At 48.7% G+C, this 16,545-nt stretch carries 4 protein-coding genes; 1 reads left to right on the top strand and 3 read right to left on the bottom strand.

The window, feature by feature from the left end; all coding sequences use genetic code 11:
- Positions 1-18: 18 nt before the first annotated feature.
- Together AC59IL_RS24840 and AC59IL_RS24835 are read right to left on the bottom strand one after the other, a co-directional pair.
- Complete coding sequence (locus AC59IL_RS24840) at positions 19-525, bottom strand: UpxY family transcription antiterminator (RefSeq protein ID WP_496554910.1); 507 nt, start codon at positions 523-525, stop codon at positions 19-21.
- Positions 526-651: 126 nt separating this feature from the next.
- Complete coding sequence (locus AC59IL_RS24835; protein WP_496554909.1) at positions 652-3,108, bottom strand: outer membrane beta-barrel protein; 2,457 nt, start codon at positions 3,106-3,108, stop codon at positions 652-654.
- 111 nt (positions 3,109-3,219) lie between these two features.
- Between AC59IL_RS24835 and AC59IL_RS24830 the strand changes: the two genes are divergently transcribed.
- Positions 3,220-4,566, top strand: coding sequence for a hypothetical protein (locus tag AC59IL_RS24830; protein ID WP_496554908.1), 1,347 nt, complete (start codon positions 3,220-3,222; stop codon positions 4,564-4,566).
- Here AC59IL_RS24830 and AC59IL_RS24825 read toward each other — a convergent pair.
- Complete coding sequence (locus AC59IL_RS24825) at positions 4,555-16,527, bottom strand: amino acid adenylation domain-containing protein (protein WP_496554907.1); 11,973 nt, start codon at positions 16,525-16,527, stop codon at positions 4,555-4,557. The genes AC59IL_RS24830 and AC59IL_RS24825 overlap by 12 nt on opposite strands.
- Between the last annotated feature and the right edge of the window lie 18 nt (positions 16,528-16,545).

The raw sequence follows: 16,545 nt of genomic DNA, 5'->3' as shown, positions 1-16,545 counted from the left end.
AGTTGTTGCTTATTGAAACTAAACGGCCAGTAAGGCAGTCACAGGCATATTTGCCAAAAGGTTTCTATTCAATAAATTGACCCGCACAAGTATTTTCTCCCTGCCATCGTGCCTCACTACTTCGCATATAAGACCAGCCAATGGGCCCTGATTGATTGCCAGCATCTGGCCCGGCTTGAAATTGGATGTACAGCTTTCGATTTCCTGACTGTGAGCCATCAACAACCTGATATTATTGATGATCTCATCACTGACCCTGGCTATTTTTTTCCCGAACCTGATATAAAATAAGGCTCCTTCTATTTCTGAAGTGGAAAAATAAACCTGCTGGTCGTTCAGATAAACAAATACATAAGATGGGAAAAGCGGTTCATCTATAAATTTCTTTCGATCGTTCCAGACACGCAGCTTTTTTATTGTAGGTAAATAAGAATTGATATTCTTTTGATGCAACCGCTCTGCAACTTTCTTTTCATGGTGTGGCTTTGTATAAAGCACATACCACCCTTCAGAAAATTTATTCATATCATTCATTCTTATTGTTCGGAAAAGGTTCGAATGATACGAAGTAATTAAAAAAGCATGAGTCCCTGTTGCAGCTATTACGAAATCTAATGCGGTTTTTTCGAAATGTTTCGCCCCAAAATCAGTTTAGTTGTTACTGTTACCTATTCGTTTTTGCTCATCTTCTACCCCTGTGCGGCGATTACGGGCAGCCTTCAGGGCCTTATTTCCAAATTTGTAATTAAAATTCAGTCTGATGACCCGCGAATCGCCGTAATTATGAATATTCATATGTGTATTGCCGTAATTTATACTGCCACGAAACTGGAAGGTGTGAAAAATATCCGAAAAGTTCAGCCCAATAGTAGCAGCGTTCTTCCATAACGTTTTCTGCACCCCTGCGCTAACCTGCCAAATATGCCTGGTCAACAATACATCCAACACCCGGGGAGAAATGTAAAGGCCAGACAATTCGGCGGAAAACCCTGCGGGCAAAATAAAGTTCTGGTTCATTTTCACCGAGGCTGTCAGCTTTTCGAATTGCAAATTATTTCCCAGATAAGCAGTGCCGTATTTATTATAATACACGTCAACGGAAGGGCGCACCGTCCACCATTTGGTAAGTGACAAGGGCAAACTAAAACTTGCACTGATATTTTCCCGCTTTCCCCAATTTATTGGCATTACAGTCAACCTGTTGGTTGCTGAATCCTGAGTCCGTACTACCTGTATGAAATTGGTAGTACGGTTATAGCCAAGCGTTACATTGGCCTTGCCCTTATAAGTATAGGAAACTTGTATGCTGTGGGTGTACTGCGGCTTCAAAAAGGGATTCCCCGCATATACTGAATACGGATCAAGGATATAAACGAATGGATTCAGGTCCTGGTAATTCGGACGGTCGATCCGCCGGCTATAAGACAATCCTAACTGATGGTTCTTACCCAACTTGCGGGAAATAAAAGCACTGGGAAACAGATCGAGATAGCTGCGTTCGGTCATCTTTTTCTCAGTTATTGAATTAGCCACCGACCGGGTGTTTTCCATCCTTACACCCGCCTGGAAGGTCCATTGCTTCCAACCCTTACTGCCATTCAGGTATGCGGCATGGATAGTTTCCTGATATTTAAAATGGTTTGTACGGCCTGTATCGATGGCCCACTCCCCATTGATCTCCTGCTCAAACCGGGCATCATTATCTGAAGTGATATAACTGGTTTTCCATCCCGCTTCCAGTTTTGCCGAATTTTTAAATGGCGTTACGTAATCAAGTTTGGCAGACTTTATTATCACTTCCGAAGGATAAGTATTCCGTTGAAACAGTTTGTTCGTGTCTGTTAAAGTTGTCATCATATCCCTGGGGTGGATATTGCTGTGAGAATAGTCTGCATCGATGGCAAGTTCCCGGGGAACATTTCCGTTTTGTGCACTGGCAAAGGTATGTTTGTAATTAAAATTGGCCGCTATCCGGTCAGATGCCTGGCCTGAACCATTTATATATGCGAATTGCTGAATAATGCTGCTCCCTTTATAAAGCAGGTTATCGTTGGTTAACAATGCGTCATTATTCCCGAAAGTTCCGTTGACCATAATACCTAATACGCTATTTTTCCCTGCGTAATAATCGGCCCCGGCTTTGAAAGTATGTGTACGGTCCCATTTATGCCAGTAACCCGATGTTTGCAATGTGGGATTATAAGCGGTTTCCCGGAATAGCCGCTGTGAATTCAAATTGATGTAATACTCCTGGTAATCGAAATTATATGTACTGTACAGGTTCCAGTTGCGGCTGCGATGATTCAGCGTCATTCCTGTAGAAAGCCTGGGATATTTTCCCATAGCCGGGCCCACGGAAACGCTGCCATTGGTCCCTGCAAGCTCGTTATTCCGTTTTAACCGGATATTGATGATCCCCGCACTACCTGAAGCATCATATTTTGCCGATGGGTTGGTGATCAATTCAATGTTTTGAATGGTATTACTGGGCATATTCTGTAGCAATGCGAATACCTGTTGTGCAGATAGATAAGTAGGCTTATTATCGATCATCACCAATACCCCATCCCGGCCACGCAAACTGATCCTGTTATTCTGGGGATCGATCGATACACCCGGAGACTGCTGGAGCACATCCAATGCAGTTCCTCCCCGCGACACAATACTGTTCTCAACATTGATCACCGTTCTGTCGGCCAATTGTTGAATAAACGGCTTTTGCGCAGTAACCTCCACCTCTTTCAATGCCTTGATATTTTCTCCTGTATTTATTAAAGGGATGCTTATTGCCAAATTGTCTTTTTGAACAGTAACCGGAGCAGAAAAAACCTTTCTTGTTGACTCAGCAGTAGTTACCTGTATAATATAGGTACCTGCCGGCACCTGCCCGAATGTATAATGCCCGGTCGTATCCGTTACCCCACCCATAACCATAGTTGAATCCATGGCCCGCAATAACATTATACTGGCTGCCCCAACCACTTCTCCTTTCCGGTTCTTTACCTGGCCTGATATGGTACCGGTTATAGGTTCCTGTGCATATACAGTAAAAAATGTCAAAGGAGACATCAATAGTACCAACCATGTAAGGACAAGTAAAAATCTCATGTTTCTTTATTATTTTTAAGTAAGCTATGAACGAGGAGAAATGTCACCTATTCATTCGCATGCAACTGGTGTTCAAATTTGTTCAAAAACAATTAATTGACTCTCAACAAGATGTATTCTCCGCAAGTAAATGAAGAATTGTCCCGATGCTGTCAACTCATTGAAGAAAGATTTGGGAACGGGCCCGGAAAATCCTGGTCAACCAGTGACTTCGAACGGCTGGGAGAACAAATTGCAGAAAAAACCGGTGTGTCCTTAAGCGTTACAACGCTTAAAAGAATATGGAACCGGGTCAAATATGATTCCTCGCCCACCCATACAACATTAAATGCACTCGCTGCTTTTTTGGGGTATAACAACTGGCGGGATTTCCAATCGGCCGCCAACAATCAATCACCTCATAATACTGTTCCCCCTACAGAAATACAGCAGAATATTACTGCTAACTCTGTTTCCCCTGCTTCTGACCGGTCAATAACCAAACGAAGGCCGCTGTCATTTTTACACATATTAGGTATCGTTACCATATTGACAGGGGTTTTTATTTTTTCCCGGAAACATAGCTCCCCGCCCTCACTGCTACCCGAAAATTATTCATTCAGTAGCAACCCGGTAACCAGCGGAATTCCCAATTCAGTGGTATTCCATTATGATGCTTCCAGGGCAGCCGGGCTTCCGGTGTTCATTCAGCAATCATGGGATTCGAGCCGCCGGCAACAGGTTTCCGCCAATAGTCATGAACATTCATCAATTTATTATTATCCCGGTTATTATCGTGCGAAGCTGGTCGTTAACAATCAGATTGTAAAGGAACATGATCTTATTATTCCATCCGACGGGTGGACGGTTGCCATCGATAATAAACCCGTTCCCATATATTTTAAGCCGGAAGAAGTTATCCAAAACGGAAAAATAGGCATTCCTTTATCCATCCTGGAACAACAGAATATACCGCTGCGGCCAAACCCGCCTGTTGTTTTTTATGGGAATGTTAAAACCTCAACCGGATTGATGAGCGATAATTTCATCTTTAAGACAAGAGTAAGATCCGATTTTTCATCGGGGGCCGCTGCCTGTCAATATATAATGACAAATATTCTTTGTAAAGACAATAGTGTTTTTATTCCCCTGAGCGCAAAGGGTTGCGTGGGCAACCTCCGGTTAGGCCTGGGAAGTAAAATAATCAGCAGCGCTGAAGCAGATCTGTCTGCGTTTGGCGGCGACCTTAACAACTGGACAGAAATAAGCTGCGAAGTACGAAATAACCGGGCAGTCATATTCATCAATGGCAAAAAAGCTTATGAAGGCATTATCGAATCCAAAGCCACTGAAGTGTTGGGTTTAAAATACAGGTTTGAAGGAACAGGCTCGATTGATTATGTGCGGCTGTCACACCTGAATGGTCAGCCTGTACTGGATGAAAATTTCGATTCGGTTAAATTAGCTTTACAGCATTGAGCTCGTTTTTCTCAGCCGCTCTGCTAATTCCCTAACAAAGTTTTTATCGGTTACCATGGTGAGATGCCCGCCTGGCGTTAGCATAGTTATTACTGTATCGCCATGTTCCTCCCATCCCAGGCTATAACTAACTTTACTCCAGTATTCTTCCATTTCCATAGCCCTGACAACAAGCAATTCCGCTTTAATCTTCCCCTCAGGCAGATAATTCATCGACCGGTTTGTAAGTAAAAGGCCAAGCGCTCTGATCACCAGGTCATTCTTGCCGCCATCTTCGGGAACTCTGGTTTTAATATAATCGATGAGAAAAGGGATCATATCTTTTTTCTCCTTTGTACCGAGGGCTGATTCCAATTCGATTATCCATTCGAGGTACGGCTTCCGTATTACCTTATATTCATTTAAAAAGTTTTTGCTGCTGATCATTAAGGTTTCAGCTCCGTCGATGGTAGATTGCAGGGGCGCTGAACAATCCAGTATTACCCCTGTATCCACGATCTCCCCATTTTTCTCCAGCTGCCTGATCATTTCATAAGCGATTATTCCGCCAAATGAATGCCCGATAAATTTATAAGGGCCTTTCGGCTGAATCTGTTTTATCCATTCAATATTTTGCCTGGCGATCTCTATTATGTTTTCAAAGGGACACTCGCCCACTCCAATACCCATCATCTGAATTCCATATACAGTGTATTGGTCGCCCAGGTATCCGGCCAGGGTACGGTAACTGTCGCAAAATCCGCCCGCACCCGGCAGCATGAATAGATAGCTTCCTTCCGGCCCTTTATACAGTTGCAGTAAATGCTCTGTTTCTACTTTCCCTTCGTTCATTTGCCCCGTTCGTGTATAATCTGTCGGGGTAAGCTCGCCATTTTCGTTCAACGCCTGTAGCAGTGCAGATTGCTTTTCTATAGTTTGATTTTTAAATACATCCGGTATCGATAAGCTGACGGCCATCCTTTGCCTGAGAAGGGCCAGCAGGTTTACAATCAGCAGGGAATGTCCACCCAGTTCAAAAAAATTATCGTGTATGCCTACCTGCTTTACACCCAGCAGTTCCTGCCAGATGGTAACCAGCTGTGCTTCCACTGCATTGCGTGGCCCTTCATACGCATCTCCGTGCTGTTGTCCCAGGTCTGCTTCCGGCAATGACTTCCTGTTTACTTTGCCATTCGAGGTCAACGGCAACTGATCCAGTTCCATATACGCCGCCGGCAGCATGTACTCTGGCAGGTGTTGCCGCAGGTATCCGGTCAACGACTCCCGGTCAAAACTCCCTGCCGGAACCACATAACATACCAGCCGCCGGTTGCCGGTTACATCCTCACGTACCACCACCACGCATTGCTTCACCGCTCCACTCCTGTGCACCACATGCTCTATCTCTCCCAGTTCTATCCGGTAACCCCGGATCTTCACCTGCTCGTCTTTCCTTCCAAGATACTCTATCTCTCCTCCGGGCAGCCGCCTACCTACGTCTCCGGTACGGTATAACCGCTCCCCGTTACGGAACGGATGGGGGATGAATCTTTCTGCCGTCAGTTCACGCCGGTTCAGGTATCCGCGGGCAAGACCCGCCCCTCCTACATATAATTCACCGCGTACTCCATAGGGCGTCAAACGGCCCTGCTCATCCAGAATAAGCAAATGAAGTGTGGGGATCGGGTGACCTATAATACTGATCCTGTTATTTATTTGCGCCAATCCAATCTCCTGGTAGGTTACATGAACCGTCGTTTCGGTAATTCCATACATGTTGATCAACCGGCAACTGTCTCCATACAACTCATACCATGGCCTTAACCTGGCGGGATGAAGCGCCTCTCCGCCGAATATTACATACCGAACAGCAATCTTCGGCGCCTTCGCCGTCAGGTATTCCTGCAGTACGTAAAAGGCAGAGGGCGTTTGGTTCAATATCGTTACCGATTCTTTCAACAACAATTCCCCAAAGCCGGCACTGTCACGCGCCACTTCTTTGGGTACAACTACCAGGCGGCCTCCGTAAAACAAGGCCCCGTACATCTCCCATACCGAAAAATCAAAGCAAAAAGAATGGAACATTGTCCATACGTCATTTTCGGTAAATACAAATAAGGGCTTATCGTTTTTGAACAACCGAACAACATTGTAATGAGTCACCAGCACGCCCTTCGGCCGGCCTGTTGAGCCTGATGTGTAGATCACGTATGCCACATTATCGCCCTTCACTGATTGCGGCACCCGGCCACTCTCTTCCTTGGCGATCTCCGCCCATTCGCTTTCTATGTCTATTACCCTTACATCTTCACTTACTATTTGCAATATCTTTTCACGGTTTTTCGTATCCGTTAGCAATACGTTCATTCCTGCATCTGTTACCATATAACCGATCCGGTCCGCAGGATAATCCGGGTCTACCGGAACATAGGCCCCTCCGGCCTTCAGTATACCCAGTATCCCAATGATCATCTCCAGACCCCGCTCCAGGCAGATCCCCACCAGGCTCTCTTCCCGAACACCCAACTTTTTTAGGTAATGACCCAGCCGGTTCGACCGCTCCGCCAGCTCTCCATAGCTCAGCTGCAATCCCTCATACACAACTGCGATCCTTTCCCGGTGCAGAGAGGCTGATTCCTCCAACATATCCAGTATCGTTCCGCTTACTTCGTAAACATCATCCGTTCCACTGAACGCCTGCAATTTCTTTTCCTCTTCTTCTCCGATCATCACGTAGTCATCTATCCGTTTAGCGGGATCTTTAACGATCGCCTCCAGCAACCGCTCATAATGTGTGATCATCCGGCGGATCGTTTCCTCTTCATATAAATCACTGCAATAATTGATCGCCCCGCTCAAGCCATCTTTTCCTTCCCTGACCTCCACATTCATATCGTATATTGACGTATCATGCCTGAATGACCCGGGCCACACTTCTACCTCTCCTAAACGCAGCCGGCCTCCGCCTGGCGCATTCTGCAACACAAACATCACCTGGAACAATGGAGAACGGCTCGTGTCCCGTTCCTTCACCAGCAGCTCCACCACTTTGGCAAATGGCACCTGCTGGTGATCATACGCCCCTAATGTGCGGCCCCGTACCTGTTCCAGCAACTCAGTAAACTGCGGGTTGTTATCCATATCGCTGCGAATGACCAGCGTATTGACAAAAAATCCTATCAGCCCTTCCAGTTCCTGGTGCTGGCGGCCCGCTACCACTGTACCAACTGAGATATCTGCCTGACCACTGTAGCGATGCAACAATACCTGAAAGGCCGACAATAGCGTCATGAACATCGTTGCCCCCTGCTGTTGCGACAGCCGGTTCAATTCTTCCTGCAGCTTGCCGCTCAGCCTGAACCCGACCACCCCGCCCCGCTTGCTTTGAACTAACGGTCGCGGATAATCTGTTGGCAATTCCGTCACGGCAGCACCCCGCAGCTCTTTCTCCCAATAATCCAATTGCTCCTGCAACACGGCGCCCTGCAAATAGGCCCGCTGCCACATCGCATAATCTGCATATTGTACAGGCAATGGAGGCAGCTTCGCCACTTCGCCCGTTTCATAGCTGCGGTAAAACGCCTGCAGCTCCTCGCGCAGGATCCCCTGCGACCAACCATCCGACGCTATATGATGCACTACTACCAATAATATATGTTCCTGCTCTCCCAGCGCTACCAGGTGCGCACGCAATGCATGATCTTTCGACAAATCAAATTGACGACCCGATAAATCTGCCAGCAATGACTCTAATTTTTTCTCTCCATTCGGCTTCCATGCAAGCTCATTCAACTCCCACTGCTCTTTTTCCATTACACGCTGCCAGCCCCGCCCTTCTTCTTCCCATATCACCGTGCGTAACACTTCATGACGGTTCACGATCTGAACGAACGCGTAACGCAGCGCTTCCACATTCAACATGCCCTTCAACCGCCACGCCCATGATATATGATATTGCTCACTGCCTTCCAGCTGATCGATAAACCATAACCGCTCCTGACCAAACGACAGCGCTGTTCGTTGCGGCCTTTCCTGTACCAGGATGGCAGGCAATAACACGTTATTTCGTTGTTTTTGGATCAGAAAATACAGTTGCCCGATCGTAGGATTGACGAATATATCTTTAACCTGCAGCTCCGATGCCAATTCTTTGCGGATAGCTGATATAAGCCTTAGCGCCACCAATGAATCTCCGCCCAGTTCAAAAAAATTATCGCTTATACTTATCCCCTTTACACCCAGCAGCTCCTGCCAGATAACTACCAGCTGCTCCTCCAATTCATTGCGCGGCCCTGCATACGCTTCCTCTTCCGACTGACCCGCTTCCACCTGCGGTAACGCCTTACGGTCAACTTTCCCACTCGATGTCAGCGGCAACTGTTCCAGTTCTACATATACCGACGGCAACATGTAGCCGGGCAATCGTTCATGCAGGAAAACTGCCAACAACTCACGGTTCAATATACCTGCCGGCACCACATAACACACCAGCCGCCGGTTGCCCTTGCCGTCTTCCCGCACCACCACCACACTCTGCTTCACCTGACGGCTCTCATAGACCACCTGCTCTATTTCGCCCAATTCTATCCTGTAACCACGGATCTTCACCTGGTCATCCTTTCTTCCCAAATACTCTATATCCCCGCCGGGTAACCATCTTGCTATGTCGCCTGTGCGGTACAACTGTCCGTCACTGAACGGGTTTTTTATAAAACTGTCTTTCGTCAATGGCTCATTATGCAGATATCCACGCGCCACCTGTATGCCACCTATGCACAACTCTCCGGGCGCTCCTACCGGCTGCAACTGCAGCGACCCGTTCATGATATAGAGCTGTACGTTTGTTATCGCTTTGCCTATGGCAACACGTTCCACGACGCCCTGCTGCGGAACCTCCCAACAGCTTACATCTATCGCCGCCTCGGTTGGACCATATAAATTGTATAACCGTACATGATCCAGCTTCGATCTGAATAATTCCACATGCTCCACCTTCAACGCCTCGCCGCTGCAAATCACCCGGCGAAGACTTCGGCACTCCCCCACACTGATGTCATGCAAAAATGCTGATAGCATGCCCGGTACAAAATGCACCATCGTTACACCTTCCTTATCGATCAATCGCCTGATATAATCACTGTCGCGCTGGCCCCCGGGCATGGCAAATACCAATCGCCCTCCGCTTATCAACGGCAGCAACAGCTCCCATACCGATACATCAAAACAAAAAGTCGTTTTTTGAAGAATGATATCATCCTGTGTCAAACGATGGTACGACCGTGCCCACAATAACCGGTTCACCACGCCCTCGTGCTCGTTCATCACGCCCTTCGGCCTGCCCGTAGAACCTGATGTGTAGATCACATACGCCAGCGTATCACCGCTCACTGATTGCGGCACGGGACCGGCTTCCTGCCTGGCGATCTCCGCCCATTCGCTTTCTATATCTATTATCCTTACTTCTTCACTTACTATTTGTAATATCTTATCCCGGCTTTTTGTATCCGTTAGCAATACTTTCATTCCCGCATCTGCTACCATATAGCCAATCCGGTCTTGTGGATATTCCGGGTCTATCGGAACATATGCTCCTCCTGCCTTCAGTATGCCCAGTATCCCAATGATCATCTCCATGCTTCGCTCCAGGCAGATCCCCACCAGACTCTCTTCCCGAACACCCAACTTTTTTAGATAATGGCCTAACCGGTTCGACCGCTCCGCCAACTCCCCATAGCTCAACTGCAATCCTTCGTACACAACAGCTATTCGTTCCCGGTACCGCACAACCGATTGTTCAAATAAATCCAATATTGTATCGCCTTCTTCGTAGTCAACACGTTCTCCCTGGTACTCCTCCAGGAGCATCCGGCGCTCCTGCTCCCGTACCAGTTCCAACTCACCTACCCGGCGCACAGTGCCTCCCACTACCTGCCTCAGCACCTCCACAAAATGACGACCTATGCCTTCTATGTATAATTCATCTAACAGATCTGCATTATAAGTAAACCACATATTCTGACCCAATACCGCCAGGCTCAACGGATAATTCGTTTGCTCCCTGCCCTCCATATTCTTCATCCGAAGTCCCTGCCCACCTGATTTTACCTTCTCACTCACGGGATAATTTTCAAATGACAGCAATGTGTCGAACAGTTCTCCCTTCACCCCGCTCCAGCGGCGGATCTGCGGCAATGAAACATACTGATGTTCCCGGCTTTGGATCTGATCTGTCTGCAACCGCTGTAGCCATGTCGCTATCTGCTCCGCTTCATTAACTTCCACATGCAGAGGCAGCGCATTGATGTATAAACCAACCCGGCGTTCCACTCCCGGCATATCCTCAGGACGGCCTGATACCGTTACCCCATACGTCACCTTCGGCTGACCCGTGTACCGGTACAGCAGGTACGCCCATACCCCCTGCATCAGCGTATTCATCGTCAGCCGCTCGCGGCTGCAATACAGCTCTATCGCATCGAGCTCCTCCCTGCTCAACCGCACTTTCATCTGGTTGTACTTCCCCTTTCCCTTGTTGCGCTCGGCTCCCGCCGCTATGAAGGGCAGCAAGCTGCCGTTCTCTATTCCTTTCAAATAATGCCGCCAGTACGCCTCCGCCGATCCTTTATCTTTGCGTTCTATATAACGGATATAATCTTCATATTTATCTTCGTTCAATGGACCGGGTTCTTCTCCGCGTTGCAGTTGTTCGTACGTACGGTAAAACTCCTCTATCAATAACGGCATCGACCAACCGTCGAGCAATATATGATGATGCCGCCACAACATCCGGTAGCGATGTTCATCCATACGCACCAGCGTCAACCGCAACAACGGCCACCAGCTCAAATCAAAACCACGCCGGCGTTCCTCTTCGAGGTATGCCTGTACGCTTAGATCCTGCTCTTCTTTGCTCAATCCCCTATAGTCCCGTTCCTCCACTTCCATCCGCACTTCTCCATACACGGCCTGAACCGGTACGCTGAACCGGTCATGAAAAAATACACTACGCAGTATGCTGTGACTATCCACAATCCGCTGCCAGCTGCGGCGGAACAGGTCTGCCTGCACATCCCACAGATCGCAGCTGAACTCCTCCAGATACGCCTCCACCCCTTCCTCGTATAAACTATGGAACAGCATTCCTTCCTGTAAACCACTTAACCGGTACAGCCGCAGAATGCCTGGTTTTTCGCTTAAAAAACGGTCCAGCTCCTGGTAGCTGATTTCCTCACCAAGTCCATAATCAGACGGCGTATGTACGCCACCGTGTGTAGCCATCTGCGTACAATGGTCGATCAGGGCCTTTAAATGAATCAGGTACCGGTTGCTTAATCGCTCTATTGTTTCCCTATCATAATGTGCGCTGCTGTAGTTCCAACTCAACCTCAACTGTCCTTTCCTGACCATCCCATTCACTACCAGCTTATCGGGCAACTTATATTGTTCGCTTACAGCCCTACCGATAGGTTCTGCCACCTGCCGTAACACGAGCCCGCCTGAGGTAGTCTCTGTCGACATGTTGTCCATTTGGCCCAGGTAATTGAATACAATATCCCAGGGTTGACGACCGCTTAAGGCAACTTCTTCGCGCAGGTATTTCAATACGCCATAACCCATGCCGCGGTCGGGTATTCGACGAAGGTCTTCCTTCACGCCCCTGATCACATCTGCATGATCCGATCCCAATCCCTTGCGTAGTATTACCGGATATACATTCGTAAACCAGCCAACCGTGCGGCTTATCTCTGTACTGCCCTGTTCGCTCATCCCCGGCAACTCCTCCCGGCCATGACCTTCAAGGCCGATCGTCAGCTCCTGTTGCCCGCTCCATTCGCTCAGCGTCATCAGCAAAGCCGATAGCAACAGGTCGTTGATCTCCGTATGATAAGCTCCTGCACTTTCCTGTAACAGCCGCTGCGTGCAGTCCGCGTCAAGCATCACCCGGCAACTGCCTGCTTCTGCTGCACTCACTGTGCCGGATACATGCCGGTCTACCGGTAACGACTGATAGCTATCGGTTATCCTTTTCCAATACTCCAGTTGTCTCTCTGCCCCACTCTTACTATACGCTTCCAGTACACCGTACCATTCCCGGTACGAACTACCCTTGCGGCCCGGCCGAACGGGCGCCTGACCACTCAACAACTCCCGCAAATCATCCACCAACACCCGCCACGACACCTCATCCACGACGAGGTGATGGCATATCAGCAGCAAACGGTTATTCGCCTCATAGCCCGGCAGCAGCAACAGCACTGCCCTGAAAACAATACCTTCATTGATCGACAGGCTGCGCTGGTAGCTATCCCCGCATGTTCTGATTGCTTTTTCCAGCTCCGGACTTTCCACGGACTGAAAGTCTGCTACTTCCAGAACCCCTTGCCGGTTGCCGTAGCGCTGTTCCCATTTCCCGTTCCCCTTCTTTGTATATTCAAATCGTAAAGCATCATGATGGTCTGTTATCTCACCGATCGCTTCCCCCAGTTGCTCTGCACTTACCCCCTTACTTACCTCCAGCAACATTCCCTGGTTAAAATGCGACACTTCTGCGTGGTCTCCACTTAGGTACCATTGCTGTATCGGCAGTAACCCGCTTGTACCTTCCAGCTTGCCCTGCTCGCCTGTTGAGGTTTCCCGGTCAGAACGCTCCCGCATTATCTGCGACAACAAGCCCACAGATTGATACGTGAATATATCTTTCGGACGAAGATCGTAACCCAGCTTGCGTAGCCGGCTCACCACCTGAATGGTAATGATCGAATCGCCGCCCAATTCAAAAAAATTATCGTTTATACCTACCTGCTTTACCTGCAGCAGCTGCTGCCAGATGGTAACCAGCTGCTCTTCCAGCTCATTGCGCGGCCCCGCATATGCCTGCCCTTCCAGCTCAGCTGCTTCCACCTGTGGCAACGCTTTTTTGTCCAGCTTTCCGTTCGGGGTCAGCGGCAACTGCTCCAGCTCCATATACGCCGCCGGCACCATGTACTCAGGCAGGTGTTGCCGCAGATAGTTCAACAACGACTCACGGTTCAGGGTGTTCGCCGGCACCACATAACACACCAGCCGCCGGTGACCAGCTGCATCCGCCTGCACCACCACCACACTTTGCTTCACCTGGCCGCTGCGATTAACTGCATCTTCGATCTCACCCAGCTCTATCCGATAACCACGTAGCTTCACCTGACTGTCTGAACGGCCAAAATATTCAATCACTCCTTCCGGTAACCAGCGACCCAGGTCGCCTGTGCGGTATAACCGCTCTCCCTGCTTAAAAGGATGGGCGATAAACTTTTCCGCCGTCAGCGCTTCATTATTCAAATAACCACGGGCCAGGCTTTTGCCGCCTATGCATATTTCCCCCATTACTCCCACCGGTACCAGCCGGTGATTGTTATCCAGCACATACACTTCTACATTGTCGATCACTTTGCCTATGGGCAACATCGGCGCTTCCTTATTGGCAACAACTTTATATAACGTGGTCATCACGGTAGCTTCCGTTGGTCCATAGGCATTATAGAAATCAGCATGCTCCATCCAACGTTCCGCCAGCTCCCGCCGGCAGGCCTCTGCGCCCGAGACCACCCGTTTTATACCTCCATAACGCCCGGGACGAAGCAATTCCAGAAAGCCGGCTGTGGCCTCCAGATGGGTAATTTCCTGTTCCATCAGGAACCGCTCCAGCCCTTCCTTGTCAAGTAACAGCGACCGGGTTGGCATCACCAGCGCAGCACCATTGCATAACGTCACAAACAGCACCAACACAGATGGATCAAAACAATAATTGAAAAATTGCAGCACCCGTTCGTCATTGCCCATGCGGTATTGACGGGGAAGCTGTTTAATAAGATTGAATAATCCTCCGTGCTCCACCAGCACCCCTTTGGGACGGCCTGTAGAACCCGATGTGTAGATCACATACGCCAGATTATTCCCTTTCACCGATCGCGGTACCCGGCAGCTCTCTTCCCTGCTAATCTCCGCCCATTCTCCTGCTATGTCTATTATCTTTACATCTTCATTTACTAATTGCGATATCTTTTCACGGTTTTGTGTATCCGTTAGCAATACTTTCATTCCCGTATCTGCAATCATGTACCCGATCCGGTCCTGTGGATACTCCGGGTCTATCGGCACATAGGCGCCTCCTGACTTTAATATCCCCAATATCCCGATGATCATCTCCACACCCCGCTCGAGGCAGATGCCTACGAGACTCTCTTCGCGAACTCCCAACCTGCGCAGATAATGAGCCAGCCGGTTCGACCGCTCCGCCAGCTCCCCATAGTTCAGTTGCAATCCTTCATACACAACTGCTACATGGGTCCGGTACCGGATTTCCGCCTCTTCCAATAAATCCAATATCGTTTGACCGTTCCCGTATTCATGGCGTTCTCCCTGGTACTCATCCAACAACATCCGGCGCTCCTGCCCCCTCACCAGTTCCAACTCGCCAACCCGGCTCACTGAGCCTCCTACTACCTGCTTCAGCACTTCCACAAAATGACGCCCTATGCTTTCTACATATAATTCTTCCAACAAGCTTGCATTATAATCAAACCTTATGCTTTTACCCCCACCCAATACAGCCAGGCTCAACGGATAGTTCGTCTGCTCTTTGATCTCCACGTTCCCCATCCGAAGCTTCCCCTGACGGCCTGACTTTGTATCCGCACTCACCGGATAATTTTCAAATACCATCAGGCTGTCGAACAGTTCCCCCTTCACTCCGCTCCAGCGCCGGATCTGCGGCAATGACACATACTGATATTCCCGGCTGCGGATCTGATCTGCCTGCAAGCGCTGTAGCCATGTCCCTATCTGCTCGTCCTCACTAACCTCCAAATACAGGGGCAGCGCATTAATGTATAAGCCTACCCGGTTCTCCACGCCCGGCATATCCTCAGGACGGCCTGATACCGTTACTCCATACGTCACCGTTGACTGACCCGTGTACCGGTACAGCAGGTACGCCCATACCCCCTGCATCAGCGTATTGACCGTCAGCCGCTCACGGCTGCAATACAATTCCAGTTCCTTTAACTCCACTTCACTCAGCCGAACTTCCTTCTTCTTATAAACACCCAGCCCTTTGTTACGTTCAACCCCCACTCCTATGAACGGCAGCAAGCTGCCGCTTTCAATTCCTTTTAAATAACCCCGCCAGTATGCCTCCGCCGCCCCTTTGTCTTTGCGTTCTATATAGCGGATATAATCCTCATATTTATCTTCGTTCAACGGACCGGGTTCTTCTCCCCGTTGCAGTTGCTCATACGTGCGGTGAAACTCCCCCATCAATAACGGCGTCGACCAGCCGTCAATTAATATATGATGATGCCGCCACAACATCCGGTAGCGATGCTCATCCAGGCGCACCAGCGTCAATCGCATCAGCGGCCACCGGCTCAGATCAAAACTCCGGCGACGGTCCTCCTCCTGATAAGTACGCATACGCAAATCCTGCTCATCCCTGCTCAATCCCTGGTAGTCCAATTCCTCCACCTCAACCTGTACTTCGCCATACACACACTGTACCGGTACATTGAACCGGTCATGAATAAACACAGTTCGCAGTATACTGTGGCTGTCCACGATCCGCTGCCAGCTGCGGCGGAACAGGTTTGCCTGCACATCCCATAGATCACAGTTGAACTCTTCCCTATACGCCTTCGCGCCTTCTTCGTATAAATTATGGAACAGCATCCCTTCCTGCAAACCACTCAACCGGTACATTGCCACTATATTATCAGATCGTTTGCTTTGATTGCCATTTACAATAGCTGTTTCATTGAATGAGATATATTCTATCAGTTTTTCTTTATTCTCTTTAATATAACCGATGATCTTTTGATCTTTCCGGATATTGGCAATATCGTTATCCGATAATTTATTTCTATCACCCTTTAAAATCAGTTTCCCATTATCCTTAATTAAAGAAAAATTCAGCTTTCCTAACGTCTCGATAAACTCTTTTACTTCCATTTTATAACTTTTGTTTAT

It is taken from the genome of Niastella sp. sgz303648 (genome assembly GCF_059587045.1).
Note: the sequence above shows the minus strand (reverse complement) of the source record. Positions and strands in the feature narration are given on the sequence as shown.